Origin of the sequence: Sphingomonas eleionomae, from assembly GCF_049889035.1 — a bacterium.
Classification (GTDB): Bacteria; Pseudomonadota; Alphaproteobacteria; order Sphingomonadales; family Sphingomonadaceae; genus Sphingomonas.
Genome location: NZ_JBLTWP010000003.1, coordinates 343,553 through 369,958, shown reverse-complemented (window position 1 = coordinate 369,958; position 26,406 = coordinate 343,553). Strand labels below are relative to the sequence as shown.

The 26,406-nt window shown below is 65.0% G+C and carries 28 protein-coding genes; 2 read left to right on the top strand and 26 right to left on the bottom strand.

Going from position 1 to position 26,406, the window contains the following annotated elements:
- Positions 1–10 precede the first annotated feature (10 nt).
- From ACNI3Q_RS10060 to ACNI3Q_RS10035, 6 genes are all read right to left on the bottom strand, one after another.
- Positions 11–187, bottom strand: a complete 177-nt coding sequence (locus tag ACNI3Q_RS10060; protein ID WP_426276683.1) for a helix-turn-helix domain-containing protein — start codon at positions 185–187, stop codon at positions 11–13.
- Between the two features lie 88 nt (positions 188–275).
- Complete coding sequence (locus tag ACNI3Q_RS10055; protein ID WP_426276269.1) at positions 276–1,286, bottom strand: zinc-binding alcohol dehydrogenase family protein; 1,011 nt, start codon at positions 1,284–1,286, stop codon at positions 276–278.
- 7 nt (positions 1,287–1,293) lie between these two features.
- Entirely contained in the window at positions 1,294–2,613 is a 1,320-nt protein-coding gene (gene fucP, locus ACNI3Q_RS10050) for an L-fucose:H+ symporter permease (protein WP_426276267.1), read from the bottom strand.
- Complete coding sequence (locus tag ACNI3Q_RS10045; protein ID WP_426276265.1) at positions 2,610–3,386, bottom strand: L-fucose dehydrogenase; 777 nt, start codon at positions 3,384–3,386, stop codon at positions 2,610–2,612. Before ACNI3Q_RS10045 ends, fucP begins: the two co-directional genes overlap by 4 nt.
- A 4-nt stretch (positions 3,387–3,390) precedes the next feature.
- On the bottom strand, positions 3,391–3,765 hold the full coding sequence (locus ACNI3Q_RS10040; RefSeq protein WP_426276263.1) for an L-rhamnose mutarotase: 375 nt from the start codon (positions 3,763–3,765) through the stop codon (positions 3,391–3,393).
- Complete coding sequence (locus tag ACNI3Q_RS10035) at positions 3,762–5,225, bottom strand: alpha-L-fucosidase (protein WP_426276261.1); 1,464 nt, start codon at positions 5,223–5,225, stop codon at positions 3,762–3,764. The genes ACNI3Q_RS10040 and ACNI3Q_RS10035 overlap by 4 nt, the downstream gene beginning before the upstream one ends.
- A 251-nt stretch (positions 5,226–5,476) precedes the next feature.
- Here ACNI3Q_RS10035 and ACNI3Q_RS10030 point away from each other — a divergent pair, with 251 nt between their 5' ends.
- Positions 5,477–6,256: an IclR family transcriptional regulator gene (locus ACNI3Q_RS10030; protein ID WP_426276259.1), complete on the top strand. Its 780-nt coding sequence runs from the start codon at positions 5,477–5,479 to the stop codon at positions 6,254–6,256.
- Positions 6,257–6,298: 42 nt separating this feature from the next.
- Here ACNI3Q_RS10030 and ACNI3Q_RS10025 read toward each other — a convergent pair whose 3' ends face one another.
- From ACNI3Q_RS10025 to ACNI3Q_RS10010, 4 genes are all read right to left on the bottom strand, one after another.
- On the bottom strand, positions 6,299–7,042 hold the full coding sequence (locus ACNI3Q_RS10025; protein WP_426276257.1) for an SDR family oxidoreductase: 744 nt from the start codon (positions 7,040–7,042) through the stop codon (positions 6,299–6,301).
- The gene (locus ACNI3Q_RS10020) at positions 7,039–8,235 is read right to left on the bottom strand and encodes a UxaA family hydrolase (RefSeq protein WP_426276255.1); all 1,197 of its coding nucleotides are present in this window, start codon (positions 8,233–8,235) and stop codon (positions 7,039–7,041) included. Before ACNI3Q_RS10020 ends, ACNI3Q_RS10025 begins: the two co-directional genes overlap by 4 nt.
- Positions 8,232–9,326: an amidohydrolase family protein gene (locus ACNI3Q_RS10015; RefSeq protein ID WP_426276253.1), complete on the bottom strand. Its 1,095-nt coding sequence runs from the start codon at positions 9,324–9,326 to the stop codon at positions 8,232–8,234. Before ACNI3Q_RS10015 ends, ACNI3Q_RS10020 begins: the two co-directional genes overlap by 4 nt.
- A gap of 93 nt (positions 9,327–9,419) precedes the next feature.
- Positions 9,420–10,697: a cytochrome b/b6 domain-containing protein gene (locus ACNI3Q_RS10010; protein WP_426276251.1), complete on the bottom strand. Its 1,278-nt coding sequence runs from the start codon at positions 10,695–10,697 to the stop codon at positions 9,420–9,422.
- A gap of 223 nt (positions 10,698–10,920) precedes the next feature.
- On the opposite strand from ACNI3Q_RS10010, the gene ACNI3Q_RS10005 reads away from it, so the two are divergent.
- Positions 10,921–13,326, top strand: a complete 2,406-nt coding sequence (locus tag ACNI3Q_RS10005; protein WP_426276249.1) for a glycoside hydrolase family 2 TIM barrel-domain containing protein — start codon at positions 10,921–10,923, stop codon at positions 13,324–13,326.
- A 45-nt stretch (positions 13,327–13,371) separates the two neighbouring features.
- On the opposite strand, the gene guaA is transcribed toward ACNI3Q_RS10005, so the two are convergent.
- From guaA to rpsN, 16 genes are all read right to left on the bottom strand, one after another.
- Positions 13,372–14,928, bottom strand: coding sequence for a glutamine-hydrolyzing GMP synthase (guaA, locus tag ACNI3Q_RS10000; protein ID WP_426276247.1), 1,557 nt, complete (start codon positions 14,926–14,928; stop codon positions 13,372–13,374).
- Between the two features lie 50 nt (positions 14,929–14,978).
- The gene (locus ACNI3Q_RS09995; RefSeq protein WP_426276245.1) at positions 14,979–15,569 is read right to left on the bottom strand and encodes a hypothetical protein; all 591 of its coding nucleotides are present in this window, start codon (positions 15,567–15,569) and stop codon (positions 14,979–14,981) included.
- A gap of 106 nt (positions 15,570–15,675) precedes the next feature.
- Positions 15,676–17,835 carry a prolyl oligopeptidase family serine peptidase gene (locus ACNI3Q_RS09990; protein WP_426276243.1) on the bottom strand — a complete coding sequence of 720 codons (2,160 nt, stop codon included), beginning with the start codon at positions 17,833–17,835 and terminating at the stop codon, positions 15,676–15,678.
- Between the two features lie 277 nt (positions 17,836–18,112).
- Positions 18,113–18,535, bottom strand: a complete 423-nt coding sequence (gene rplQ / locus ACNI3Q_RS09985) for a 50S ribosomal protein L17 (RefSeq protein ID WP_426276241.1) — start codon at positions 18,533–18,535, stop codon at positions 18,113–18,115.
- Between the two features lie 181 nt (positions 18,536–18,716).
- Entirely contained in the window at positions 18,717–19,781 is a 1,065-nt protein-coding gene (locus ACNI3Q_RS09980; protein WP_426276239.1) for a DNA-directed RNA polymerase subunit alpha, read from the bottom strand.
- Positions 19,782–19,887: 106 nt separating this feature from the next.
- Positions 19,888–20,277, bottom strand: a complete 390-nt coding sequence (gene rpsK / locus ACNI3Q_RS09975; RefSeq protein ID WP_260022076.1) for a 30S ribosomal protein S11 — start codon at positions 20,275–20,277, stop codon at positions 19,888–19,890.
- A 58-nt stretch (positions 20,278–20,335) separates the two neighbouring features.
- Positions 20,336–20,704 carry a 30S ribosomal protein S13 gene (gene rpsM, locus ACNI3Q_RS09970; RefSeq protein WP_260022074.1) on the bottom strand — a complete coding sequence of 123 codons (369 nt, stop codon included), beginning with the start codon at positions 20,702–20,704 and terminating at the stop codon, positions 20,336–20,338.
- Positions 20,705–21,037: 333 nt separating this feature from the next.
- Positions 21,038–21,694, bottom strand: coding sequence for an adenylate kinase (locus ACNI3Q_RS09965; protein ID WP_426276237.1), 657 nt, complete (start codon positions 21,692–21,694; stop codon positions 21,038–21,040).
- A gap of 46 nt (positions 21,695–21,740) precedes the next feature.
- A complete protein-coding gene (gene secY / locus ACNI3Q_RS09960) occupies positions 21,741–23,087 on the bottom strand; it encodes a preprotein translocase subunit SecY (protein WP_260022069.1) in 1,347 nt (448 codons plus the stop codon).
- Positions 23,088–23,253: 166 nt separating this feature from the next.
- Positions 23,254–23,799: a 50S ribosomal protein L15 gene (rplO, locus tag ACNI3Q_RS09955; RefSeq protein ID WP_260022390.1), complete on the bottom strand. Its 546-nt coding sequence runs from the start codon at positions 23,797–23,799 to the stop codon at positions 23,254–23,256.
- A gap of 114 nt (positions 23,800–23,913) precedes the next feature.
- Entirely contained in the window at positions 23,914–24,093 is a 180-nt protein-coding gene (rpmD, locus tag ACNI3Q_RS09950) for a 50S ribosomal protein L30 (RefSeq protein WP_260022067.1), read from the bottom strand.
- Between the two features lie 5 nt (positions 24,094–24,098).
- Positions 24,099–24,803, bottom strand: a complete 705-nt coding sequence (gene rpsE, locus ACNI3Q_RS09945) for a 30S ribosomal protein S5 (protein WP_260022066.1) — start codon at positions 24,801–24,803, stop codon at positions 24,099–24,101.
- A 1-nt stretch (position 24,804) separates the two neighbouring features.
- The gene (gene rplR, locus ACNI3Q_RS09940; protein ID WP_260022064.1) at positions 24,805–25,161 is read right to left on the bottom strand and encodes a 50S ribosomal protein L18; all 357 of its coding nucleotides are present in this window, start codon (positions 25,159–25,161) and stop codon (positions 24,805–24,807) included.
- Positions 25,161–25,694: a 50S ribosomal protein L6 gene (rplF, locus tag ACNI3Q_RS09935; RefSeq protein WP_426276233.1), complete on the bottom strand. Its 534-nt coding sequence runs from the start codon at positions 25,692–25,694 to the stop codon at positions 25,161–25,163. Before rplF ends, rplR begins: the two co-directional genes overlap by 1 nt.
- On the bottom strand, positions 25,694–26,089 hold the full coding sequence (gene rpsH, locus ACNI3Q_RS09930) for a 30S ribosomal protein S8 (protein WP_260022060.1): 396 nt from the start codon (positions 26,087–26,089) through the stop codon (positions 25,694–25,696). The genes rplF and rpsH overlap by 1 nt, the downstream gene beginning before the upstream one ends.
- 11 nt (positions 26,090–26,100) lie before the next feature.
- On the bottom strand, positions 26,101–26,406 hold the full coding sequence (rpsN, locus tag ACNI3Q_RS09925) for a 30S ribosomal protein S14 (RefSeq protein WP_260022059.1): 306 nt from the start codon (positions 26,404–26,406) through the stop codon (positions 26,101–26,103).

Sequence of the window (26,406 nt, the reverse complement as noted above, 5' to 3'; positions counted from 1 at the left end):
GTACCGCATCTCAATGGCTTGGCGACGGTTCGTCAAGGCCGCCGTGAACGCTGGACGGGACGGGACGGATCAGCCCGGCCGGTTGCAGCGCGCGAAACGGAGCCATACCGGCCATCCGTTTGAAAAACCGAGAAAAATGCGCGGGGTCCGCAAAGCCGAGGGGATAGCCGATTTCAGCGACCGACAGGCTGGAATAGCGCGCCTACAGCACCACACGCTGATCCTGGGCCGGGCGATCACGGGCATCGCCGCCTTCTGACGGGACCGCCGTCCGCTTAAACTTCGACGATGGCCTTGATTACACCCGCATCGGGCAGGGACCATCGTGCCAGCAGGTCTGGCAGATCAAGCAGCGCCGCACGGTGGGTTGCCAGCGCCTTTAGCGGGATGCGGCCCGCCTTCATCGCGGCAATCACCTGCTGGAAATCCTCGATCGTTGCATTGCGGCTGGCCAGCAGGGTCGTCTCGCGCTTGTGAAACTCGGGATCGGGAAAAGTGATGTCCTGGGTGATGACCGAGATCAGCACATAGGTGCCGGCATGGGCCAGCCGCAGGAAACCCGCCTCCATGGCGGCGCGATTGCCGGTCGCGTCAAAGATGACATCGAACATCTCGCCGCCGGTAATCTCTGCCAGCCGGGCGTCGGCGTCTTCACCGAGCGAAACCGTATGCGGCACGCCAAGCTGGTCGCGGCAAAAGGCCAGCCGGTCGTCGCGCCCGTCAAGCGCGGTGACGCTGCCGCCTGCGTCCTGCGCAAAGATGGCGGCAGCAATGCCGATCGGCCCCGCACCGACGACCAGCACCCGGTCGCCCGCCTGAATGCGCGCGCGGCGAACCGCATGAGCGCCGATCGACAGAAATTCCACCATCGCGGCTGAATCCAGATCGAGCCCGTCCAGCGGCAGGACGAACTGCGACTTCACGCTGACATATTCGGCCAGCGCGCCATCGCAATGAACGCCCAGCACGCGGATGTTCACGCAGCAATTGGGCCGTCCCTTGCGACAGGCAACGCAATGCCCGCACGACTGATAGGGCATGACGCAGACCGGATCGCCGGGGCTGAACCCGCTATCGGCGTCGGCTTCCTCGACCACACCGGACATTTCATGGCCCATGACGCGCGGATAGGCGAGGAAGGGCTGCTTTCCGGCCAGAATGTGCATGTCCGTGCCGCAGATGCCAACCCGTCGAACGCGGATCAGCACTTCTCCTGGCGCGCGGGCGGGCCGATCGCGCCGTTCGTGAAGCAGCACGCCGGGTTCGGCGCAGACAACGACGTCCATCTGCATCTCAATGCCCTCCAACGCCGACGGAAACCCCCGCAGGATTGCGTGCCGCCCCTGCGCGGCCGAACAGGCCGACGACGATGAAGCAGACCAGCGGGACCAGCATGGCGAGCTGGATGTTCGCGGCGGTGGAAATGGCGCCCATCACCGGGGTCAGGATCGCGCCGCCGATGATCGCCATCACGATCAGCGACGACCCCGTCTGGGTATATTCCCCCAGATCCTTGACCGACATGGCAAAGATGGTCGGGAACATGATCGACATGAAGAAGCTGACCGCCGTCAGCGCGATCAGCCCGGCCGTGCCGCCGACAAAGATCGCGACGAGCAGCAGGGCGATGGAGGCCGCGGCATACAGCGCCATCAACCGGCCGGGATTGATCCGCGCCATCAGCGCGACGCCGGCAAAGCGGCCGATCAGGAACAGGATGATTGCCGCGATCACCCAGTCGGTTGCCGCCCGCTCGCCAAGGCCCGCCGTCACCTGGGCATAGCGGATCGTGTAGCTCCAGATCCCGACCTGCGCGCCGACATAGAAGAACTGCGCAGCGACGCCGGACATGAAAAAGGGTTTGCGGAACAGGCCGGCAATCGCCTGCGTCCAGCCGATTGCAGGGGTGTCGCTAGCGGCCTCCACCGGCTTTTCAGCCACGGCCGGGAAGCGGGTGAGCGCGACCAGCGCCGCCCAGACAAGGACAAAGATGCCGATGCCGATATAGGGCGCCTGCACCGCCTGAGTCTCCCGCGCGTAAAAGGCGGTGCGTTCCGCCGCAGACATTGCCGCCAGCGTGGCTTCGGAATGTTCGATGCCCGACAGGATCAGATATTTGCCGATCAACAGGCCGGTGATCGAACCGGCCGGATTGAACGCCTGAGCCAGATTGAGCCGCCGTTCGCTGTCCGCCGGATCGCCCAGCACGGTGATCAGTGGGTTGGCGGACGTTTCCAGAAAGGCAAGGCCCGCCGCGATGACGAAAAGGGCCAGCAGGAACAGCGAATAGGTCTGCACCTGTGCCGCAGGATAAAAAAGCAGCGCACCGATGCCATAGAGGCAGAGGCCGACGACCACCGCCGTCTTGTACCCCTGTTTCCGCATGAACAGGCCAGCGGGAATGGCGAGCACGAAATAGCCCATGTAAAAGGCCGATTGAACGAACCCGGTTTCCAGATCGGTCAGCGTGAACGCCTTTTTGAACTGCTGGATCAGCACGTCGTTCAGGTTGTTCGCCATGCCCCACAGAAAGAACAGGCTGGTGATCAGGATAACGGGAACCAGCGCCGCGGATGCGCCGCGCGATGCCTTGCCGGGTGCGGTCGTGCTCATGTCAGTGCCCTGTCGAGATGGGTGTAGCCGCCATCGGGGATGATCCATTGGCCCGTGGTGTGCGACGAGCGCGGCGACAGCAGGAACACCACGCTGTCGGCAATTTCGCGGTCGGTCGTCATCCGCTGACCCAACGGGATCCGGCGGACGATTTCGGCAAGCTGACCCTCCGGATCGTCCGTCCGGTCGAGCCACTTGCTGTAGAGCGGCGTCATCACCTCTGCCGGAAGGACGGCGTTGACGCGGATGCCATCGCCAAGCAGCGATGCCGCCCATTCCCGCGTCAGGCCAAGCTGTGCCGCCTTTGCCGCGACATAGCCGCTGGTGCCGCCCTGACCAGTCAGCGCGGTCTTGGACGAGATGTTGACGATCGCGCCCTTGCTCTGGCGCAGAGCATTCAGGCACAGATGCGCCATGCCGTAATAATGGCCGAGATTGAGGGTCAGCGATTTCTCGAACGCGGCAAGGCCCGCCTCCAGCGACACGCCGTCATTGACCCCGGCATTGTTGACCAGGCCGTCGATGCGGCCGAACCGGGCGATCACGTCCTGAACGCCCGCCCGGCACGCCTCATGATCGGTCAGTTCGGCGCGGACGACCATCACAGACGGCTGAAGCGCGCGCAGGCCGGATTCATACTCCGGGTCCAGCGGACTGCGGGCAAAGATGACCGGAATTGCCCCTTCCTCGGCAAGGACGGTCGATATCGCGCCGCCGATCCCGGCCCCGCCCCCGGTGACGATCACCACCTTGTCGCGCAGTTGCAAATCCATTGGTTCAATCGACCCCTTGTTTACCGTCTGGTTGATCGGTCAGCCGGAAAATGCTGTGCGCCGCCACCCATTTTTCGCCATCCGCCGCCCATGGCACCGGACGCTGGAAACCGTCCATCAGCCGTTCCCATGCCAGCACATCGGGATTGCCGGCATCCGCAGCGGAGCGGGCGGCCGGATCGAAATCCGGCCCGGCATCGATGATCATGACGAGCCGGTTGCCGGAAAGGAATATCTCCATCTGAAGAATCCCGGATCGCCGGATCGCCGCCGTCACCGCCGCTGGCGGACCGCCCGGCCGATGCCAGCCGACATAGGCGGCGATCAGATCGGGATCGTCGGCAAGGTCCAGGATGTTGACGAAACGCCGGGCGGTCACGGGTTGGTACCCTCCTGCCAGCGGAGGCCGTCGATCCGCAGGACATAGGCGTGCTGTACCCCCGCCGGGCGGGTCGCGGGCAGTGTGACCGTCAGGCCGGCATCATTCTGTTTGAAGGTCACCGGATCAGTAGAGCCGATCAGCGTCACCGCCCGCACCCGCCCGATATTCTGTGGCAGGCGATCCATCGACAGCGGCCCTTGGGGCCAGCCCAGCATGATGGCGTACAGCGTATCGCCCTTTCGCGCATAACGGACGGTGCCGTCATGGGCAAAGCGCCATGGCCGGGTGCTATAGATCGCCTCTCCATTGATCTTCAGCCATGCGCCAATCTCTCGCAGCACCCGTTCCTGCCCCTCGGGGATGGTCCCGTCGGATCTGGGGGAGATGTTGAGCAGCAGATTGCCGCCCTGCGATACATTGTCGATCAGCCGGTTCAGCACAGCGGCCGTCGACAGATGACCCATGCCCTCGACATAGCCCCATTTGTCGCCCAGCGCGTCATCCACTTGATATAGCGTCGACTGGATCGTGGTCGGCGCCTGCCACTGACGCTCGTAATCGCGCACGCTGCCGGCCAGGAACGCATCGCGCTTGGTCGTGAGCGACACTTCCGTGCCCCATTCGCGCGCGCGATTATAGTAATAGGCAGCCAGCCGCAGCTTGACCGGATCAAGCCCGCGCGCATTGATCCCGTTGTCGAACCACAGCAGGTCCGGCCGGAACCGGTCGATTTGCTCCTGAGTTCGCAGGAGCCATTCCTCAAGGAACGCCTGACTCTGCGGCGCGGCGCTGCCTTCCATCATCTCGTTGTTGGCATTGGCTGCGCCTTCGTGTCGTTCCACCTGGGGCGGGCCGTAGAAATCGGCATAGCGCGGGTCGAACAGGTCGGTCTTCAGACCCGCCGCGGGAAACATGAAGCCCCAATGTTCGATACGGTGGTTGGACACGCCGAACTTCAAGCCCCGTTTGCGCACCGCGACCATCAGGTCGCCGACGATGTCGCGCCTTGGCCCCATGTCCTTGGCGTCCCAGCGGGTCAGCTTGCTGTCATACATGGCAAAGCCGTCATGATGCTCTGCCACCGGCATCACATAGCGGGCACCGGATGCAACAAACAGGTCGGCCCAGGCATCGGGATCGAAACGCTCGGCCCGGAACATGGGAATGAAATCCTTGTACCCGAACCGGTCCTGCGGGCCGAACCGCTTGCGGTGCTGATCGATCACCGACTGGGTGCGATACATATGGCGCGGATACCACTCGCTCTGCGCCGCCGGAACGGAATAGACCCCCCAGTGGATGAAGATGCCGAACTTGGCGTCCACCAGCCATTCGGGCAGGCGGTAGTGCTCGCGGATCGATTCCCAGGTCGGCTTGACCGGGCCGGGCGCGTCCGGGGCCCGGCCGTCAGGAATGGCGATCGTCTTGCGCGGCGGCGTGACTGGCGCGGACTGCACAAAAGCAGGTGCAACGGAACCTGACGGGGTCTGCCGTGCTGCAATCGGCCCTGCGGCAGCCGCGATGGCCGCGATCCCTGCAACCGCACCGAAACGCCGCATACCCCTGTCCTCCCCGCAACGCCGATCTGTTCTGTACGCCGAGCATAGGAGGCCGAATATCATATGCGCAAGTCAATTCCACAGGTGACAGCTGGGCCGGGCAGTCGATCGGACTGGTACAATCACGGCATGACCGGTAATGAACGTCCATGGGATTGGGACAGGACGATGCCGGCGATGACGTTCCGGTCGAACGGTATCGCGCACCGGCGCTGGAAAAGGGGCTGGACATCATCGAGGCGCTGGCCGACCGGCCGGACGGCCTGACCGCGACCGAGCTGGCCGCCGCCATCGACCGGTCGCTGGGCGAGATTTTCCGCATTCTTCAGGTGCTGGAGCGGCGCGGCTATCTGTCCAAGAACCCCTGGACGGACCAATACCGGGCGACGTCCCGGCTGCTGGAAGTCGGGTTCCGGGCGACGCCGGCCCAGAACATCGTTTATGCGGCGGGGCCGGTCATGCTGACGCTGTCGCAGACGATCCGGCAAAGCTGTCACCTGGTGCTGGCGGCGCCCGGCAAGGCATTGGTCATCGCGCAACAGGATGGCCCGACGCCGACCAATTTTTCGGTCCGGCTGGGGTCGGTTCTGGATTATCTGCAAAGCGCATCGGGCCTGGTCCTGCTGGCGCTGAGCAGCGAGGAACGCCGTCAGCGGTTGCTGCAGGGACAGGTCATTCCCGATCATCTGCGCGAACGCATGGCCCATGTCGCGGCGCAGGGATATGAGCATCGCGCGAGCATCCGGACACAGGGGGTGCGCGACATCAGTTACCCGGTGCGCGATTTCAACAACGAGGTCATCTGTGCGCTGACGGTGCCCTATCTTCGCCTGATCGACGGGAGCCAGGCCGTGGACGAGGATGCGGCGCGGATCATTCTGGGCCAGGCTGCCAGCCAGCTGAGCATGTTGCTCGGCGCAAGCAGCTGACCGTCGCAGCAACGCTGCACCCGGGGCCGGGCAGCCCGGCCTTCAGATCGTCCAGCCCCCGTCGATGGCAAAGGCCTGCCCCGTGGTGAAGCGGGATTCGTCGGATGCCAGATAGACGGCCAGCGCGGCGATTTCCGCCGGATCGCCCAGCCGGCCCATCGGCTGACGCGCGACAAAGGCATCGATATTGGCATCGAACCCGCCGGGCAGGCTGCCGATCCGCTGCCGCAGCGACGGCGTCATCACCGTACCCGGACAAATGGCGTTGCAGCGGATGCCCCGTGCCACGAAATCGATGGCGACATGCTTGGTCAGGCCGATGACCGCCGCCTTGCTGGCGCCATAGGCGAAGCGGTTGGGCACGCCGGTGATGCTGGACGAAACCGAGGCGACATTGACGATTGACCCCTGCCCCCGATCCAGCATCCCGGGCAGCAGCGCGCGGATCAGGTGATAGGCGCCATCGACATTGATGCGGAACGAGCGTGACCAGTCATCGGGTTCGCAATCGAGGATGGTCCCCGCCGCGACATAGCCCGCGCAGTTGAACAGCACGTCATAGGGCGCTTCGTCCGCCAGCGCAGCAACCGCCGCCGGGTCGGTCACGTCCAGCGTGCGCGTTTCGATCCCCGGTGCATCGGCCCTGAGCTGCGCCAGCGCATCGGCGGCGACATCGGTGGCAACCACCTCAGCCCCTTCGCGAGCAAAGGCGAGGGCGGTTTCGCGGCCGATGCCGTTGCCAGCCGCCGTCAGCAGGCAACGCTTACCCGACAGGCGACCGGTCATGCCGCCCTCGCCGGCAGACAGGCCGGGCCGATCGGTTCGAACTGTTTGTAGGTCAAGATAAACTCCTGATGACCCATGGCTTCGGACTTGGTCTTTTCCCCCGCGGCGACGCGCTGGATGAGGTCGAATACCTCCTGCCCCACGGTGTCCAGCGTGCCGCGCCCTTCCAGGATGCGGCCGGCATCGACGTCCATGTCGTCGGGCAGGCGGCGATAGGTTTCGGGATTGGCGCACACCTTGATCACCGGCGCGATGGCCGATCCGACCACGGAACCCCGGCCGGTGGAAAACAGGGTCACGTGCGCGCCGCAGGAGATCAGTTCGACAATCTCTGCATTGTCCGAGATATTGGGAAAGCCGAACCGGACGTCGCCATCGGGCACGACATCGAGCAGATAGAGGCCGCCGGTCGGCGGGACGTCGCCCGGCTTGATCAGGCCGACAATGGGTGAAGCGCCGGATTTGGCATAGGCGCCCATCGATTTTTCCTCGATCGTTGTCAGCCCGCCATCGGCGTTGCCGGGCGCAAAGCTGCCATAGCCGAGGGTCGCATAATAGCGCGCGGCCTTGGCCACGCTTTCCTCGATCGCACGGCCGAGTTCGGGCGTCGCTGCGCGCTCCGCCATGGCGACTTCGCAGCCGATGAGTTCGCCCGTTTCCTCGAAGATGCAGGTCGCACCCGCCGCGACCAGATGGTCGAACGCGCGGCCCATCGCCGGGTTGGCAGTCAGGCCGCTGGTCGCATCGGACCCGCCGCAGATGGTCGCCACCACCAGTTCGTCCAGCGCCATCGGCACCGGCTGTTGCCGGTCCAGTTCGGCGCGCATTTCGGCGACCATGGCCCAGCCGCGTTCGATCGTCGCGCGCGTGCCGCCCGATTTCTGAATGACCAGCGTCTGGCAGGGCCGACCGCTGGCGCGCACCGCCGCCTCCAGCCGGTCGCGGTTGAAACTCTCGCAACCAAGCGAGATCAGCAGCACTGCCCCGACATTGGGATGCGTGCCGATGCGTTCCATCACCGTCGCGGCATAGGGGTTCGGGAAACACCCCGGAAAGCCGATCAGATGCACGTCCTGTTCGCGCATCGGCCACACGATTTCGCGCGCTACATGATGGGCACATTCCACCAGATAGGCGACGGCAACGACGTTGCGGATCCCCTTGCGCCCATCGGCGCGCAGCCAGCCTCTCACGCTTCTTGCTCCATTTCGCGGGTGTGCGAGCGGGTATAGTCGCTCTGCATATTGTGCAGGTGCACGGTTTCGCCGGCGGCGATATCGCGCGTGGCCGACCCGATCGGCGTTCCGTATTTCATCACCTTTGCCCCCGCCGGGATGGCGCGAACCGCAACCTTGAACCCGAAAGGCGCAGGTTCGATCAGCGCCGCACCGCCGGGCACAGGCTCCCCCGCCGCCAGATCGGCCAGCGCAACCGCGACATTATCGTCAGCGCTGAGCAGCAACAGCCGCTCCCGCATGTCCAGGCGATAGAAGCGCGCGGCATTGGCCCCGAAAATCTGGGGATAAGGGGCCAGCCGCCGCGCCTGATCCAGCCAGCTGCCATAATCCCCGGCCAGCAGCAGCACGGGATAATCGCTGCCCCAGATCAGCCGGTCCGGCCCGAACAGGTCGATCAGGGTGGCGATATAGGGCTCCAGCATTTCGGCGGGCCGTCCGCCCGCTTCGGTCAGCAGGCCGGACAGCTTGCAATGGACGTGCGGCATGGCGGCAAGCGGCGCGATGGCGCTGGCCCAGGCGGCATGGCCATCGCCTGCAATATCGGGCTTTCCGGCATGATCGATGACGATGCGCAGATCCGGCGAGCGTTCGGCCCGGCGGGCCAGCGGCGCGAACTGATCGACCCGTACCAGCGCGTCGAGCGCAAGGTCGCTGGCGATCATCGCGTCGATGCCCGCGTCGATTGCGGCCCCGGCGATCCAGTCGCGGTCCGCCATGTCCTGCAGCATCGGGCGCAGGCCAAGCAACGCATTGCCGCACCGTCCGGAAAGGGCGGCAACCCGATCGGCAGCATCCGGCGCGGCCAGATCGGTCCATCCGACGACACCGCGCACCCAGCTGTGCTGACGCGCCAGCTGGCACAGGAACTCCGTCTCCGCCTCGGTCTCTGCCGCCTGAACGGCGATGACCCCCGTGACGCCGGATCCCGACACCATCGCCGCAGCATCCGGCGGCAGAAAGTCGCGAAACAGCGCGGGCAGTTCAGCCGTCGGCCATGGATAATCGCCACGGTCCAGCCGCCAGAAATGCATATGCGCGTCAATCATCGGCCGGTTTCACCAAAAGGCTGCTATCATTGGTGAAGCCGGATATCCCATGTGAAATTGCGGCACAAGCGGTTGCCAGATCGGGTGACCCGCTCAACGGGCGTCGGCGCGCGCTTCGAACCGAAAGGTGACGGCCACCGCATCCGGGATCGTGGCAGGATCGGACCACTGCCCCTGCCCCACGCCATGCGCCAGCCGCAGCACGCTGGCGCTGCCGGACGTTTTTGCCCGGTCGCCGTCAATCATCAAACTGAAGCGAAGTGGCACCGGACGGGACACACCGTTCAGGGTCAGCGTGCCGTCCGCGACATAGCCATCGCCGGACCGGCGGATGCGGGTGGCGCGCCACGTCGCGGTCGGGCGAGCGGCAACCGCGAAGAAATCATCGCCGGTCAGGGTGCCGTCGCGCTGATCGTCGCCAGTCGAAACGGATGCCAGGTCGATGGTGACGCTGATCGACGATCCGGCCAGATCATCGGGGCTGAACCGGATATCCGCGGTCCATCGGGAAAAGCGGCCCTTGATCGCTTCTCCGGAATATTCGGTGGCAAAGCCGATGGTACCGCCCGGCTGAACCTGCCAGCGCCGCACCGGCTGTTCACTGTCGGGCGCGTCAGCGTCAGGAGTCGGGGTCGGCCTTGCGGCGGTTTCCGGCGCGGGTGCGGGGACTGGTGCGGGGGCTGGTTTCGTGGCCTGGATTGGCGTTGCCGCAGTGGGCGCGGCGGCGCTTTCCACCGGGGTGGCTGCCGGTCCCCAACGCCCGGCCGCAAAGGCAAGGCCACCGGCAAGCAGCATCGCGACCAGCGCCGGGGTCAGCACTGCGTGCCGCGCAAGCGCCGCCGGCAGCATCCGCGCCACGATGTCATCCCGCCTCAGATGGTGATGAAGCGCCCCGGCGACGTGCAGCGCAACCAGGCCCGCGAGCAGCCAGGCAAGCATCCCGTGCAGCCATTCGGCCGGTTCATGCCATGCCGGACCCAATGGCAAATGCGGCAGGGGGATGATGCCGAACAGCAGCGTAGGGAGCTTCATCTTCGCGGTGGAAACCAGCGCCCAGCCGGTGAGCGGACCGGCAAGCATCACGCCATACAGTCCCGCATGGACCAGCGTGGCCAGGGCGTGGGCGGGCTTGCTTTCGGTGGCCGGACCCGGCCGGGGCAGCGTGACCCGGGCAATGATCCGGGCAAGCGTCAGCACAAGAATCAGGATCCCGATGGACTTGTGCAACTGATAGGCGGCGAACCGCGACGCGGGCGGAAGGCCGTCCAGCGCCCAGCCAAAGCCGAGCTGCCCCAACATCAGGATCGCGAGCGCCCAGTGCAGCAGAATGGCGATCCCGGCATAGCGGACCGTGGCGGATGCACCGGACATTGCAGTTCCCCGTCATCGACGCCGCAATATGTCGAGGCCGACCCCGAAACGGTTATCCGCATCACAATCGATCGCCAAGTCACGTGCCGCGCGACCGCCGAAGCATTTCGCGCTGCACGCTGAAAGGGCTTGATTGACCCCATCCACTATGTGAGCCTTGGTTTCATAAGATGGTCCATTCCGGAACAGCCGGGTGTGGTGAAAGGCAAGGGAAGGGAGTGGGATGAGCCAAGGGTTCAGTCATGCGGCGGTGATCTTCGCCATCCTGGCATCGTCCAGTGCCGCAGTGGCCGGGGAACGCAAGGTGACGCCGCTGACCGAGGACTGGCGGTTCATCGAGAGCGATCCGGAAGGCGCCGAGCGGGCAGATACACCCACCACGGAATGGCGCACCGTTTCCGTACCCGATGACTGGGCAATCGCCGGCCCGGTCACGCCCGACGCCCGGGCAGGCGGCGAAAACGGGTTCTTCCCCACGGGCGTCGGCTGGTATCGCCGCAATCTCGATATCCGGCCCGCACCGGGCCGCCGCTATTTCGTCGAGTTCGATGGCATCATGGAACGCAGCGGCGTCTGGGTGAACGGGCATCATGTCGGTTACCGCCCGATGGGCTATGTCTCGCTGCGCTATGACATCACCCGGCATCTGCGGACCGATGGGCCGAATGTCATCGCGGTGCGGGCCGATACGTCGGCGGCGCCATCCTCGCGCTGGTACAATGGATCCGGCATTTATCGCCATGTCCGGTTGATCGAAACCGGCGACCTGCACGTGCCGCAGGGCGGGGCATTTGTACGCACGACGGCGATCAGCGCGGATGCCGCGACCCTGTCGGCATCGGTCGAAATCCACAATGCGGGCGAGGCAGCGCGCGGGGCGATGGTGGAACTGATCATCACCGACCCCGACGGGCGGCAGGCCGGGCGCGCCCGCACGCCGATGACGCAGGTTAGCGCCGACCGGACCCAATTGGTGACCAGCGAAATCCGCATCGCATCGCCGCGCCGGTGGGACATCGACAATCCCGCGCTGTACCGCGCGTCGATCCGCGTCCTGGATGACCGCGGCCAGACGATGGACACCGAAACCGTGTCCTTTGGCGTGCGCACGGCGGAGTTCCGCGCGGATACCGGCTTCTGGCTTAACGGTCGCAAGATTAAGCTGAAGGGCGTGGCGCTGCATCATGACGGCGGGGCCGTGGGCGCGGCCGTGCCCGCCGCCATCTGGCGGCAGCGGCTGACCGCGCTGAAGGCGCTGGGGGTCAACGCCATCCGCACCGCGCATAACGTACCGAGCCCCGAATTGCTCGACCTGACCGATGAGCTTGGCCTTCTGGTGATGGACGAATTGTTCGATCAGTGGAACGTCGCCAAGACGCCGAACGATTATCACCTGTTCTTCAGCGACTGGCACAAGCGCGACACGGCGGACATGATCCGGCGCGACCGCAATCATCCCAGCATCATCCTGTGGAGCGCGGGCAACGAGATTCACGACACCGCCTATCCGGTTCAGGCGAAGGCGGCGCTGCGATCGGTGCTGGATGTTGCCCATGCCAACGATCCCGACCGCCCGGTGACGATGGGCCTGTTCCGGCCGAATGTGACCGGCGATTACGATAACGGCTTTGCCGACATGCTTGATGTCGTGGGCCAGAATTACCGCGAGAACGAACTGGCGGCGGCGCACCGGCAAAATCCGGCGCGCAGGATCGTCGGCACGGAAAACGGCCATAACCGGGTGAACTGGGTGCCGGTGCGCGACAACCCGGCCTATGCTGGCATGTTCCTGTGGACCGGGGTCGATTATCTGGGCGAATCCAACCGCGTCGGCTGGCCCTATATCAGCCGGCATAACGGCCTGCTCGACCGGACGGGCGCACCGCATGTCCGCGCGTTCGAACGGGCGAGCTGGTGGTCCGAAAAGCCCGTGATCCATGTCGTGCGCAACGCCATTCCGAACGCCGCCGGGCCGGCGACCGACGGCGCAGGCGGGCCGAACCAGCCGGTGCTGCCAACGATGATCGCCGTGGCGACACCGCCGACGCCGGTCGCCCTGTTCGATGACTGGACCCCGGCCGATGCGAGCCCGCACCCGGAAATGATCGAGGTGTACAGCAACTGCCGCCAGGTTGAGGCGTTCCTGAACGGCCGGTCGCTGGGCAGCCTGTCGATCAATGCCGATGCCTCGCCGCGCCGCTGGGCAGTCACCTATGCACCGGGCGAGGTGCGGGCCGTGTGCCTGGACCCGGAGGCCAAGGGGATATCCGACCGGCTGCGTACCGCAGGTGCCCCGGCCGCGATCCGTCTGACCGCGGATTCGCCGACGGTCGGATCGGATTTTGACAGCATGACCTATGTCCGCGCCGAAATCGTCGATGCAAAGGGCGTGGTGGTGCCCGGTGCCAACCAGCTGATGCGCTTTTCCATCGAAGGAGCAGGTAAGCTGATCGCTACGGACAACGGATCGGTGACCGAGCATCGCCCCTTTGCCGCACCGGAGCGCCAGCCGCGCAACGGCTATGCGACGGCGCTGGTGCGCGGGGCAGGCAATGGCCGGTTCACCGTCCGCGTCCGTGCCGACGGGCTGAAGCCAGGGGTCGTGACGCTGCAGGCGAAGGGGCCGTAAGGCCGGATTCCGATGTTCGGCCGGATCACCGGCCGTCGGAGCCGGTCATTCCCACTCGATCGTGCCGGGCGGCTTGCTGGTATAGTCATAGGTGACGCGGTTGATGCCGCGCACTTCGTTGATGATGCGGGTGGCGACGCGGGGCAGGAAATCGCCGGGGAAGCTGAACGCTTCGGCGGTCATGCCGTCCGTGCTGGTAACCGCCCGCAGCGCGAGCACATTGTCATAGGTGCGGCCATCCCCCATCACGCCGACAGAGCGGACCGGCAGCAACACGGCAAATGCCTGCCAGATGGTGTCGTACAGGCCCGCATTGCGGATTTCGTCAAGATAGATCGCATCCGCCTTGCGCAGGATATCGCAGCGTTCCTTGGTCACCTCACCGGGGATGCGGATGGCCAGGCCCGGTCCGGGGAACGGATGGCGGCCGACAAAGATGTCCGGCAGGCGAAGCTCGCGGCCCAGCGCGCGGACCTCGTCCTTGAACAGTTCGCGTAAGGGCTCGACCAGCTGCATGTTCATACGTTCGGGCAGGCCGCCGACATTGTGGTGGCTTTTGATCGTGACGCTCGGCCCGCCGGTGAAGCTGACGCTTTCGATGACGTCGGGGTACAGCGTGCCCTGAGCCAGAAAGTCCGCACCGCCGATCTTGCGCGCCTCGTCCTCGAACACGTCGATGAACGTCTTGCCGATGAACTTGCGCTTGGCCTCCGGGTCAGTGACCCCGGCAAGGCCCGACAGGAACAGCGTTTCTGCGTTCACATGGACCAGCGGGATATTGTACGCGCCGCGGAACAGCGAGACGACCTGATCCGCCTCACCCGCCCGCATCAGGCCATGATCGACGAACACGCACGTCAGCTGTTCGCCGATCGCCTCATGGATCAGCACCGCCGCGACGGCCGAATCGACCCCGCCGGACAGGCCGCAGATCACCCGGCCGTTGCCCACTTGCGCGCGGATTTCGGCAATCTTGGTCGCGCGAAACTCCGCCATCGACCAGTCGCCCGAACAGCCGCAGACATGGCGAACGAAATTGGCGAGCAGCTTTGCACCATCCGGGGTGTGCACCACCTCCGGGTGGAACTGCATCGCGTAATAGCGCCGATCGTCATTGGCGATCACGGCGTAAGGCGCGCCGGGCGAGGTGGCGACCACGCGGAAACCATCGGCCAGCGCCGTCACCTTGTCGCCATGGCTCATCCACACCTGATGCGTTTCGCCGGGGGCCCAAAGGCCGTCGAACAGCGCGCAATCGTCGTGGATTTCGATGAACGCCCGACCAAACTCGCCGCTGTCGCCCAGCACCACCTGGCCGCCCAGCTGGTGCATCATCGTCTGCTGGCCATAGCAGATGCCGAGCACCGGCACGCCGCTGGCAAAGATCGCATCGGGCGCGCGCGGGCTGCCCGTGTCCAGCACCGAAGCCGGTGAGCCGGAGAGAATGACGCCGGCCGGCTTCATCCGCTCAAAAGCCTCTGCGGCGCTGCTGAACGGAGCGATTTCGGAATAGACCCCGGCTTCCCGCACGCGGCGTGCGATCAGCTGGGTTACCTGGCTGCCGAAATCGACGATTAGGATGGTCTGGCTGGGCTGGCTCATGGCGGGGCGATAATCACCCCGTTCCAACCTGTCCAGCCAGTGAACCTATATCAAATCCCGTCGATCCGCACATTGGGCTGACCATCGCCCGGCATCATGCAACGGAAGCGATAGCTGCGCGTCGATCCGCCCTGATAGCCGTCGCGCAGGCCCAGCGTCCCGGCAACGTACCAGCCGCCGCGATCGTCGGGGTCGACCGCGTCGATCGACTGGACCTGTGCCACGCGGGCAAAGCCCCTGCCCTCTGCCTCTGCCGCAGTGGCGCAGGCATCGGTTGCGGCATCGGCCGCGCCGCTGGCGATCCCGCCGGATGCCGGTCGGCCATAGGGTCCGTGCGGAACATCGGCATAGCCGTCGTCAGTGTAGCCGACATCGTCAAAGTCCGCCTGCGGCCGGGGCGGCGGCGGGGGAGCGTCGCGATAGACGTCGCGCTCGCGATTGTTGCGCGAAGCGGCCGATGCGATGGCGATGACGCCGCCCGCCAGCAGCGCGCCCAGCAGGACGTCGCCACCATCGATCCGGTCGCCACGGTGGCGGTCATGGCCCCAGCCGCCCCGCCCGCGCCAGTCGCGCGCCTCGGCCGGGGCGGCCATGCTGGCCACCGCCAGCGCCGCCGCCATCCCGCCGCCAAACCGCATCATGCCGTTCGCCATCGCCATCGTCCTTGTCCCGCCCCGCCATGAACGACCGGGCTTGTTGCGATGGCGGAATGGACGATGCGTGCTGTCGCAGGGCTGAACGGCGGCGTTATGGCGCCTTCACTTCCAGCCCCGTCCATTTCGCGGCAAAGGCCCAGAGGTCGGCATATTCCTCGATCACCTTGTCCGTCGGCTTGCCCGAACCGTGGCCGGCGCGGGTTTCGATGCGGATGAGGTGCGGTTTTGCGCCGATCTCCGCCGCCTGCAACGCTGCGGCATATTTGAAGCTGTGACCCGGCACCACGCGGTCGTCGGTATCGGCGGTGGTCACCAGGATCGCGGGATAGTCCTTGCCCGCGACAATGTTGTGATAGGGCGAATAGGCGCGCAGCACCTTCCAGTCCGCTTCCTTCGACGGATAGCCATAGTCATCGACCCAGTAGCGCCCAGCGGTGAACCGGTCGAAGCGCAGCATGTCCATCACGCCCACCGCAGGCAGCGCGGCGGCGAACAGGTCCGGCCGCTGATTGGTGACGGCACCGACCAGCAGGCCGCCATTCGATCCGCCCTGAATGACCAGACCATCCTTGCCGGTGATCCCCTCCGCCTTCAGATATTCGCCCGCTGCGATGAAATCGTCGAAGACGTTCTGCTTGTTGGCGAGCCGTCCGCCATCGTGCCACGCCTTGCCATATTCGCCGCCGCCGCGGATGTTGGCGACCGCCAGCACCCCGCCCTGTTCCAGCCACGCGATGCGGGCCGAGGAGAAGCTGGGCAGTACCGGCACGTTGAACCCGCCATAGGCATAGAGCAACGTCGGCGCGGGGCCGGCCACATCCTTTTTCCGGACGACGAACATGGGCACCTTGGTCCCGTCCTTCGACGCATAGAAACGCTGTTCGACCGAATATTGCCCGGGATCGAACTCGACCTTTGGCTGGGCCCAGGGGGTCGCCTTGCCCGTCGTCACGTCATAGCGGAAGACGGTGGTCGGATAGTTGAAGCTGGTAAAGGCGAAGAACGTCTCCCCATCCTTTGGATCACCGCCAAAGCCGGAGGCGGTGCCAATGCCCGGCAGCGCGACGGTGCCATCCGGCTTTCCATCCAGCAGATACCGCCGAACCTCTGTCTTGGCATCCACCAGATAGCTGAGCATCAGCCGCTGGCCGACGATGCTGGCACCGCCCAGCGTCGCTTCCTGCTGACCCACCACTTCGCGCGGCTTCAGATCGGCAGAGGCGATGTCGATCGCCATGATCCGGCTGCGCGGGGCACCGAAATCGGTGGAGAAATAGAAGGTGGTGCCGACATTGCCGATGGCGGACCAATCGTTCTTCAGCTCGGCGACGATCGGCCTGGCCGTCCAGTCGCTGGCCTGAAGATCGACGATGTGCACCATGTTCTTGTTGTCGGTACCCTCGGTCGTGCTGATCACCAGATAGCGGCCATCATCGGTGATGCCGGAATAATGGCTGAGCTTTGGCGCATCGGGGGTCGAATAGACCAGCCGGTCGGCGCTTTGCGGCGTGCCGAGCTTGTGGAAATAGACCTTGTGGTTTTCGTTCAGCGCCTGGAACTGGGCGTCCGCGGGCGGTTCGGGATAGCGGGAATAGAAAAAGCCGCTGCCATCCTTGGCCCAGGAGGCGCCCATGGTGAACTTGGCCCATTTCACCTCGTCGTCCAGCGCCTTGCCGGTGGCGACATCCAGCACCTTGACCGTGCGCCAGTCGCTGCCGCCATCCTGGATGGAATAGGCGAGCAGCCTGCCATCCTCTGACGGCAGCCATTCGGCCAGCGCGGTTGCGCCATCGGACGACCAGCCATTGGGGTCGATCAGCACCCGGCCCTGCCCGTCCAGGCTGTCGCGGACATAGAGCACCGACTGGTTCTGCAGCCCGGAATTGCGGGAATAGAAATAGCGGCCGCCCTTTTTCTCCGGCAGGCCAAAGCGCTCATAGTCGAACAACGCCTTGAGCCGGCCAGCGAAGATGTCGCGGCCGGGCAGCGTGGCGAGATAGGCGTCCGTCACCTTGTTCTGGGCCGCGACCCAGGCGGCGACGTCCTTGTCCGTGCGAACGTCGTTTTCCAGCCAGCGATAGGGATCGGCGACCTTTTGTCCGAACGCCTCATCGACAACATCCGTGGTGCGGGTTTCGGGATAGGCGATCGGGGCGGTCATGGTCGGGGCAGGTTCCTTGGACGGGTCAGCGGCGGCCGCAAGCGGGGCAGCGAACAGCAGCGGCAGGGCGAGGATCGACGAACGGCGCATGGGAAACTCCGGTTTCGGGATAGCGACACCCTATTGGCATCGAAACGAGCGTCAAGCGGAGCGCGGGAGCGGCTGACAGTTTTGACAGATTGGACGGGTTTTGCGGCGGGTGACAGGTAGCCGTCCGACGGGGCCAGCGGCGCGGATGGCGATGGCAGGACGGGAAACAGGCGTCGGGCAGCATCCGGCCAGCGGAGCAGATCAATTCCAACATTGAAACGAAAAAGGGCGGCTGCATTGCTGCAACCGCCCCTTTTTATCGCGGATCAGACGCCGATCAGGCGGCTTCGTCCAGACCCTCGTCGGTCATCACCGGGCCGGAATCCTGACCCTTGGCCGACACGTCGCGGTCGACGAATTCGATGATCGCGATCGGGCTGGCGTCCGAGGCGCGGATGCCCGCCTTGATGATGCGGGTATAGCCGCCGGCGCGGTCCGCATAGCGCGGGGCCAGCACGTCGAACAGCTTGACCAGCTGCGCATCGTCGAGCAGGCGCGCATGGGCCAGACGACGGTTGGACAGGCCACCGCGCTTGGCCAGCGTCACCAGACGCTCGACATAGGGGCGCAGTTCCTTGGCCTTGGCGACCGTGGTGGTGATCTGCTCATGCTTGATGAGCGCGGCCGCCATGTTGCGGAACAGGGCGGCGCGATGGGCCGAAGTACGCTGCAGCTTACGGCCGCCGACACGATGACGCATGGGTAATTCCTTTTCGTTCGTCAGGGGGCCGTCTTACGGGACCCCAAGCCTGGTGAGGACGGTTGGCTCACCCAGATTGCCGTCACCCCGGGACTGACCCGAGGTCTAGATGCCTTGACCCGCCTGGAAAAGCGGGACCCCGGGTCAAGCCCGGGGTGACAAGGCTGGGTTAAGCGTCAGCTTAACCCAGAATCTCCTGTTCCAGCTTCTTGGCCATTTCCTCGATATTCTCGGGCGGCCAGCCGGGGATTTCCATGCCGAGACGCAGGCCCATGCTGGACAGCACTTCCTTGATCTCGTTGAGCGACTTGCGGCCGAAATTCGGCGTACGCAGCATCTCCGCCTCGGTCTTCTGAACCAGATCGCCGATATAGATGATGTTGTCGTTCTTGAGGCAGTTGGCGCTGCGAACCGACAGTTCCAGCTCGTCCACCTTCTTGAGCAGATAGCGGTTGATCGTCGCGGTATCGCCAGCGGCTTCCGGAGCGGCAGCCGCCATGCCCGTTACCGGGGCTGCAGCGCGGGTCATCGCCGAATCGTCGAAGTGGACGAACAGCGCCAGCTGGTCCTGAAGGATCCGCGCGGCATAGGCGAGCGCATCTTCCGGCGTGACGGTGCCATCGGTTTCGATGGTCAGCGTCAGCTTGTCATAGTCCAGTTCCTGGCCAACGCGGGTGTTTTCCACCTTGTAGCTGACCTGACGGACCGGCGAATACAGCGCATCGACGGGGATCAGACCGATCGGCGCATCGGCCGGACGGTTCGACGCGGCGGGGACATAGCCCTTGCCCGTGTCGGCGGTCAGTTCCATGTTCAGCGTGGCGCCATCGTCGAGATTGCAGATGACCAGATCGGGGTTCATCACCTCGATATCGCCGGTCACCGCAATGTCGCCCGCCTTCACTTCGGCAGGACCGGTGGCGGACAGCTGGAGCCGCTTGGCCCCTTCGCCCTGCATCTTGAGCGCGATCTGCTTCACGTTCAGCACGATGTCGGTCACGTCTTCACGAACGCCGGCCAGCGACGAGAATTCGTGCAGCACGTTCTCGATCTTGATCGAGGTGACGGCCGCGCCCTGCAGCGACGACAGAAGGACGCGACGCAGCGCATTGCCCAGCGTCAGACCGAACCCGCGCTCAAGCGGCTCCGCGACGAAAGTGGACTTGCGCTTGGGATCGCCACCGGCCTTTTTTTCAAGGCCGTTGGGCTTTTTCAGTTCCTGCCAGTTCTTAGCGTTGACAGACACGGGCTTCCCCTAGGTTGGGCGGGATTGGGCGGCTCCCGCCAATAATCCGAAACGGACCGGTCGCGCGGGCCAATCCGCGCCGACCGATCCGACGGCAATCATGCAATCAGACGCGGCGGCGCTTGGACGGGCGAACGCCATTGTGCGGGATCGGGGTCACGTCGCGGATCGACGTGATCTGGAAACCGACCGCCTGCAGCGCGCGAAGCGCCGATTCGCGGCCCGAACCCGGACCCTTTACTTCCACTTCCAGCGTGCGCACGCCGTGTTCGGCCGCCTTTTTGCCAGCGTCTTCGGCCGCGACCTGCGCGGCATAGGGCGTCGACTTGCGCGAGCCCTTGAACCCCATCATGCCGGCGGACGACCAGCTGATCGCATTGCCCTGAGCATCGGTGATGGTGATCATGGTGTTGTTGAAGCTGGCGTTCACATGCGCGACGCCAGAGGTGATGTTCTTGCGCTCGCGACGGCGAATGCGCTGCGGTTCACGTGCCATGGTATGTCCTGACCCTAATCCGTTCGATCAAGGGGCGACGGTCGCGCCCCTGCGCGATTTACTTCTTCTTGCCGGCGATCGGCTTGGCCTTGCCCTTGCGGGTGCGCGCATTGGTGTGCGTGCGCTGGCCACGGACCGGCAGGCCCTTGCGATGACGCAGGCCGCGATAGCAGGCCAGGTCCATCAGGCGCTTGATGTTCATCGCGGTTTCACGGCGCAGATCGCCTTCAACCGTGTGATCGGCGTCGATGGTTTCGCGGATCTGCAGTACTTCCTGATCGGTCAGATCCTGGACGCGGCGCTCGGCAGCGATGCCCAGCTTGTCCGTGATCTGCTTGGCCTTTGCCGGGCCGATGCCGTGAATATACTGCAGCGCGATAACCACGCGCTTGTTGGTCGGGATGTTAACACCCGCAATACGTGCCATGAATCTGTTTCTCCCAGCTCCACAGGGCATCGCATGGCTAGACGGATGCCCTATCTCTCAGCATTGCTTTCCGGAACGCACGACATGGACGGACACGCAAACTACGCGCCGTCGGCACTGCCGCTGAACCGGAAGTGCGCTCAACTAGAGCGCGACCGCCCGGCTGTCAAGCGACGCATCGCCTGTCAAGCCACTTTGCAGGGGGCACGCCCCGGCGGCCGATCCTCCTGTCCCGCCACGGCATTCCCGGCGCCATGGCATCGGCCATGGGGCAGCAAATGAAGGCAGGACAGGACACTGCCGGACCCGCCCGGCGGTGCAGATCAGGCGGGATCAGGCGGACTTGCCGTCCAGAATTGCCTCGATCGCATCGGTGACCTCAGCGATCGGGGCCATGCCATCGACGCGCTGAACAATGCCGCGCGCGTCATAGATGGGCAGGATCGGTGCGGTCTTGGCGCGATATTCGGCCATGCGGGTGCGCACGGTTTCCTCATTGTCGTCGGCGCGGCGCTTGAATTCGGTGCCACCGCAGCTGTCGCACACGCCGTCCACAGCGGGCCGGTTGAACGTGTCGTGATAGCCCGCGCCGCAGGTCGCGCAGGTGAAGCGGCCGACGATGCGCTCGACCAGCGCATCCTCGTCCACCACCAGTTCGATCACATGGTCGAGCTTGCGGGCGCGGTCGGACAACAGGGTTTCGAGGGATTCGGCCTGGGCCGCAGTGCGGGGATAGCCATCGAAGATGACCCCCTGCCCCGCCGACAGCGCGTCCAACGCCTCTCCGATGATGCCAGACACGATCTCGTCGGAAACCAGCGCGCCGGATTCCATCACTGCCTTTGCCTTCAGCCCGGTCGGGGTGCCGGCCTTGACCGCGGCGCGCAGCATGTCGCCGGTCGACAGCTGAACCATGCCGCGTTCGGCGACCAGGCGTGCCGCCTGAGTGCCCTTGCCCGCCCCAGGAGGCCCCAGCAGGATGATGTTCACGCCTTGCAATCCCCTCTTGCCGCCCTCTGCGCCCGGCTGTCGCCGGTCAGCGCAGACGGCCCCCTTTCAGCTTCGCTTTCTTGATCAGGTCGCCATACTGGTGCGCCAGCAGGTGCGACTGGATCTGCGTTACCGTGTCCATGGTTACGTTGACCACGATCAGAAGGCTAGTCCCGCCCAGATAGAAGGGGATGCCAAGGCTGGCGATCAGATATTCCGGCACCAGGCAGAGCACGGTCAGATAGGCCGCACCGATCACCGTGATGCGCGTCAGCACGTAATCGAAATAGTTCTCGGTATTCTTGCCCGGACGGATGCCGGGAATGAACCCGCCATACCGCTTGAGGTTTTCCGCCGTCTCCTCCGGATTGAACACGATCGCGGTGTAGAAGAAGCAGAAGAAGATGATGCCCAGGCCGTAAAGCGCCATGTACACCGGGCTGCCATGCGTCAGATACTGGTTCAGCGTGACGATGGCGTTGCCCCACCAAGTATCGCTGGTCGCCGAGGCGCCGGCAAACTGGCTGATCGTCAGCGGCATCAGCAGCAGCGACGAGGCGAAGATCGGCGGAATGACGCCGGCGGTATTGATCTTGAGCGGCAGATGGCTGCGTTCCGCCTGCATCCCCCGCGCGGTCTGGCGCTTGGGGTACTGAATGAGGATGCGGCGCTGCGCCCGTTCCATGAAGCAGATGAACAGGACGAGCAGGACGACGGCAGCCACGGTCGACAGAATGACCAGCGGCGTCGTGGAGCCGGTCCGGCCCCCTTCGAACAGCTGCGCCAGCGTGACCGGCAGGTTGGCGACGATGCCCGCCATGATGATCAACGAAATGCCGTTGCCGATGCCGCGGCTGGTAATCTGTTCGCCCAGCCACATCAGGAACATCGTGCCGCCAACCAGGCTGATGACCGCGCCGACACGGAACAGCATGCCGGGATCGACAACCGCGCCGCCCGCCTCAAGCCCGGTGGCGATGAACCAGCCCTGCACGATCGTCAGGCCGACGGTGCCGTAGCGGGTATACTGATTGAGCTTCTTGCGCCCGCTTTCGCCCTCTTTCTTGAGCGCGGCGAGCTGCGGCGCCAGCGAGCTGGCCAGCTGAACGACGATCGAGGCGGTGATATAGGGCATGACGCCCAGCGCGATCAGGCTGGCCCGTTCAAGCGCACCGCCGGAAAAATTGTTGAAGAACTCAAGCACGCCGCCCGACGCGCGATCGGCCAGTCCCTGCAGCCCGACCGGGTCGATGCCGGGCAGCGGCACATAGCTGAGCAGCCGGAAGACGATCAGCGCGCCGATGGTGAACCAGAGGCGCTTCTTAAGGTCGGTCGCCTTCGAAAATTTTGACAGGCTCAGATTGGTGGCCAGTTGATCGGCTGCGGATGCCATATGAATGTTCGTCCCGGAAACACGTGCGGCGGATGTCCTGCCGCCCTCCCGCCGTCCATATAGGTGGTGATGCGGGGATGTCTAACGGGGATGCGACGGGCGCTGGCAGGCCCGGTCCCCCGAATGGAGCGCGGGGAACCCCGAAGGATCCCCCGCCGCCCGCAAATCAGCCCTTCTTCTTCTCGGCCTTGGCAGCCAGGCGCGCCTCGCGGGTCTTGCCCTTCTTGGCAGCAGCCTTTTCGTTGGCCGGGACGACTTCGATCACCTGAACCGAACCGCCCGCTTTTTCGACCGCCTCGATCGCCGACTTGGAGGCACCGGCGACGACGAAGCTGAGCTTCGCGGTCAGTTCGCCCTTGCCGAGCAGACGGACGCCGTCCTTGCCGCCACGGGCCAGGTTCGCGGCCTTCAGCGCGGCGTGGTCGAGCGATGCGCCCGCTTCCAGCTTGCCGGCATCAACCGCCTTCTGGATCGCGCCCAGGTTCACCTCGGCATAATCCTTGGCGAAGATGTTGTTGAAGCCACGCTTCGGCAACCGCATGTGGAGCGGCATCTGACCGCCCTCGAAGCCGTTGATGGAAACGCCCTCGCGGCTCTTCTGACCCTTCTGGCCACGTCCGGCGGTCTTGCCCTTGCCGGAACCGATGCCGCGGCCGACCCGCATCTTGCGGTGACGGGCGCCCTGGTTGTCGGTGAGTTCGTTCAGCTTCATGATCTGCACTCGCTTTCGCTTTTGTCGCGCGTTGGAAAAATGGAAGGGGGGCCATTAGCCCCCCGTCCGGTATTTGTCACCCCGGAAATCCGGGATCGGGCCGTGCGAAGGGCCTTAGCCCTCCAGCACCTTCACCATGTGCGGCAGCTTGGCGATCATGCCCCGGACTTCGGGGGTATCTTCAAGCTCGCTGACCCGGTGCATCTTGTTGAGGCCCAGGCCGATCAGCGTCGCGCGCTGATCCTTGGTGCGGCGGATCGGCGAACCGATCTGCTGAACTTTGATCTTCGCCATGATGATTACTCCGCGATCGCAGCGGCGTCGGCTTCCGCCTCGGCCTTGTCCGCGCCGCCACGGCCGAGCAGGTCAGCGACCTTCTTGCCGCGACGCTGCGCCACCGACTTGGGGCTGGTCTGTTCGACCAGCGCCTCAAAGGTCGCACGGATCATGTTGTAGGGGTTGGACGTGCCGATCGACTTGGTGACGACGTCGGCGACACCCAGCGATTCGAACACGGCGCGCATCGGACCGCCGGCGATGATGCCGGTACCGGCAGGCGCCGAACGGACATACACGCGGCCCGCGCCGAAGTGACCCGCACCGTCATGGTGCAGCGTCCGGCCTTCCTTCAGCGGAACGCGGACCATCTTCTTCTTTGCAGAAGCCGTCGCCTTCGAAATGGCTTCCGGCACTTCGCGCGCCTTGCCATGACCGAAGCCGACCCGGCCCTTGCCGTCGCCCACGACGACCAGCGCCGCAAAGCCGAAGCGCTTGCCGCCCTTCACCGTCTTGGACACGCGGTTGATGTGAACGAGCTTTTCGATCAGCTCTTCGCCACCGTCCTCCGCACCACGGCCACCGCGTTCGTCGCGACGACCCCGGCCGCCCTCGCGGCCACGACCGCCGCGGTCACCGCCGCCGCCGCCCCGGCCACCACGGCCGCGACGAGCGCCACCGGCGTTCTCGCCCTCGGCGGGCGCGCCCTGAATGATCTCGTCAGCCATGTTAGAACTCCAATCCGCCTTCGCGCGCAGCTTCCGCCAGCGCCTTTACCCGACCGTGGAACAGGAAGCCGCCACGATCGAACACCACCTGGGTGACGCCAGCAGCCTTCGCCGCTTCGGCCAGGCGCTTGCCGACTTCTGCCGCAGCAGAGGTGGTTGCGCCGGTCTGACCGCGCAGATCCTTGTCCAGCGACGAAGCGGCGGCCAGCGTGCGGCCGGCGGCGTCGTCAATCACCTGGGCATAGATGTGCTTGCCGGAACGATGCACCGACAGACGCGGACGGCCACCGGCACGTGCGCGCAGCGCAGTGCGGTTCCGGCGGCGCCGCTTTTCGAACAGAGAGAGACCCTTGGTCATTACTTCTTCTTCCCTTCCTTGCGGAAGATGAACTCGCCGTCATACTTGATGCCCTTGCCCTTATAGGGCTCCGGCTTGCGCCAACGACGGATCTCCGCGGCCACCTGGCCGACCTTCTGCTTGTCGATGCCCGAGATTTCGACCGTGGTCTGATCCGGGGTCTTGATTTCGATCCCTTCCGGGATGTCGAAATTCACATCGTGCGAATAGCCAAGCTGCAGCTTCAGCACCTTGCCCTGCGACGCGGCGCGATAACCGACGCCGGTGATCAGCAGCTTCTTGGTAAAGCCTTCCGTCACGCCGGTGACGAGGTTCTGAACCATCGTGCGCTGCATGCCCCAGAAGGCGCGGGCCTGCTTGGTCCCGTTCGCGGGCTGGACGACAATGCCGCCATCCTCGACCGAGTAGCTGATTTCGTCGCGCAGCGGCAGCGTCAGGGTGCCCTTCGGACCCTTGACCGACAGGATGCGCCCGTCGATGCTGGCGGTGACGTTGGCCGGTACGGAAACCGGCTTCTTGCCAATGCGGCTCATCAGAATACCTCCGCCAGCACTTCGCCGCCAACATTCTGTTCGCGCGCTTCGGCGTCGGACAGAACGCCCTTGGGCGTCGAGACGATGGTGATGCCAAGGCCGTTGCGCACGCGCGGCAGCTCCTGCGCACCGGAATAGATCCGGCGGCCGGGCTTGGACACGCGGGCGACATGCTTGATCGCCGGCTGGCCTTCGAAATACTTCAGCTCGATGCGGATGCCGGCCGCGGGGCCCATCTGCTCTTCGCTGTAGCCACGGATGTATCCTTCACGCTGCAGCACGTCGAGCACACGGACGCGGAGCTTCGACGCCGGCGTCAGGACACTGTCCTTGCGCGCGCGCTGGCCGTTGCGGATACGGGTGAGCATATCACCCAGGGGATCGGTCAATGCCATACCAGTGATCCTTACCAGCTCGACTTGGTGACGCCGGGAATCATGCCCTTATTGGCCAATTCACGCAGCATGACGCGGGCGAGACGGAACTTGCGATAATAGCCGCGCGGACGACCCGTCAGTTCGCAGCGGTTGCGGATGCGGGTCGGGTTCCCGTTGCGGGGGATCTCGGCCATCTTGAGCCGCGCGATCAGACGCTCGGTTTCATCGAGCGACTGATCATTGGCCGTCGCCTTCAGCTTCGCATACTTGCCGGCATACTTCTTCACCAGCTGCTTGCGACGCTCGTTCTTGTTGATCGAACTCAGTTTCGCCAT

Bases quoted from the DNA above. Each gene is read 5' to 3' on its own strand.
- ACNI3Q_RS10055 (WP_426276269.1), bottom strand. From the start codon at position 1,286: ATGGACGTCGTTGTCTGCGCCGAACCCGGCGTGCTGCTTCACGAACGG.
- fucP (WP_426276267.1), bottom strand. From the start codon at position 2,613: ATGAGCACGACCGCACCCGGCAAGGCATCGCGCGGCGCATCCGCGGCG.
- ACNI3Q_RS10045 (WP_426276265.1), bottom strand. From the start codon at position 3,386: ATGGATTTGCAACTGCGCGACAAGGTGGTGATCGTCACCGGGGGCGGG.
- ACNI3Q_RS10030 (WP_426276259.1), top strand. From the start codon at position 5,477: ATGGGATTGGGACAGGACGATGCCGGCGATGACGTTCCGGTCGAACGG.
- ACNI3Q_RS10025 (WP_426276257.1), bottom strand. From the start codon at position 7,042: ATGACCGGTCGCCTGTCGGGTAAGCGTTGCCTGCTGACGGCGGCTGGC.
- ACNI3Q_RS10015 (WP_426276253.1), bottom strand. From the start codon at position 9,326: ATGATTGACGCGCATATGCATTTCTGGCGGCTGGACCGTGGCGATTAT.
- ACNI3Q_RS10010 (WP_426276251.1), bottom strand. From the start codon at position 10,697: ATGTCCGGTGCATCCGCCACGGTCCGCTATGCCGGGATCGCCATTCTG.
- ACNI3Q_RS10005 (WP_426276249.1), top strand. From the start codon at position 10,921: ATGAGCCAAGGGTTCAGTCATGCGGCGGTGATCTTCGCCATCCTGGCA.
- guaA (WP_426276247.1), bottom strand. From the start codon at position 14,928: ATGAGCCAGCCCAGCCAGACCATCCTAATCGTCGATTTCGGCAGCCAG.
- ACNI3Q_RS09995 (WP_426276245.1), bottom strand. From the start codon at position 15,569: ATGATGCGGTTTGGCGGCGGGATGGCGGCGGCGCTGGCGGTGGCCAGC.
- ACNI3Q_RS09990 (WP_426276243.1), bottom strand. From the start codon at position 17,835: ATGCGCCGTTCGTCGATCCTCGCCCTGCCGCTGCTGTTCGCTGCCCCG.
- rplQ (WP_426276241.1), bottom strand. From the start codon at position 18,535: ATGCGTCATCGTGTCGGCGGCCGTAAGCTGCAGCGTACTTCGGCCCAT.
- rpsK (WP_260022076.1), bottom strand. From the start codon at position 20,277: ATGGCACGTGAACCGCAGCGCATTCGCCGTCGCGAGCGCAAGAACATC.
- rpsM (WP_260022074.1), bottom strand. From the start codon at position 20,704: ATGGCACGTATTGCGGGTGTTAACATCCCGACCAACAAGCGCGTGGTT.
- secY (WP_260022069.1), bottom strand. From the start codon at position 23,087: ATGGCATCCGCAGCCGATCAACTGGCCACCAATCTGAGCCTGTCAAAA.
- rplO (WP_260022390.1), bottom strand. From the start codon at position 23,799: ATGAAGCTGAACGAACTCACCGACAACCAGGGCGCCCGTCACCGCAAG.
- rpmD (WP_260022067.1), bottom strand. From the start codon at position 24,093: ATGGCGAAGATCAAAGTTCAGCAGATCGGTTCGCCGATCCGCCGCACC.
- rpsE (WP_260022066.1), bottom strand. From the start codon at position 24,803: ATGGCTGACGAGATCATTCAGGGCGCGCCCGCCGAGGGCGAGAACGCC.
- rplR (WP_260022064.1), bottom strand. From the start codon at position 25,161: ATGACCAAGGGTCTCTCTCTGTTCGAAAAGCGGCGCCGCCGGAACCGC.
- rplF (WP_426276233.1), bottom strand. From the start codon at position 25,694: ATGAGCCGCATTGGCAAGAAGCCGGTTTCCGTACCGGCCAACGTCACC.
- rpsH (WP_260022060.1), bottom strand. From the start codon at position 26,089: ATGGCATTGACCGATCCCCTGGGTGATATGCTCACCCGTATCCGCAAC.
- rpsN (WP_260022059.1), bottom strand. From the start codon at position 26,406: ATGGCGAAACTGAGTTCGATCAACAAGAACGAGCGTCGCAAGCAGCTG.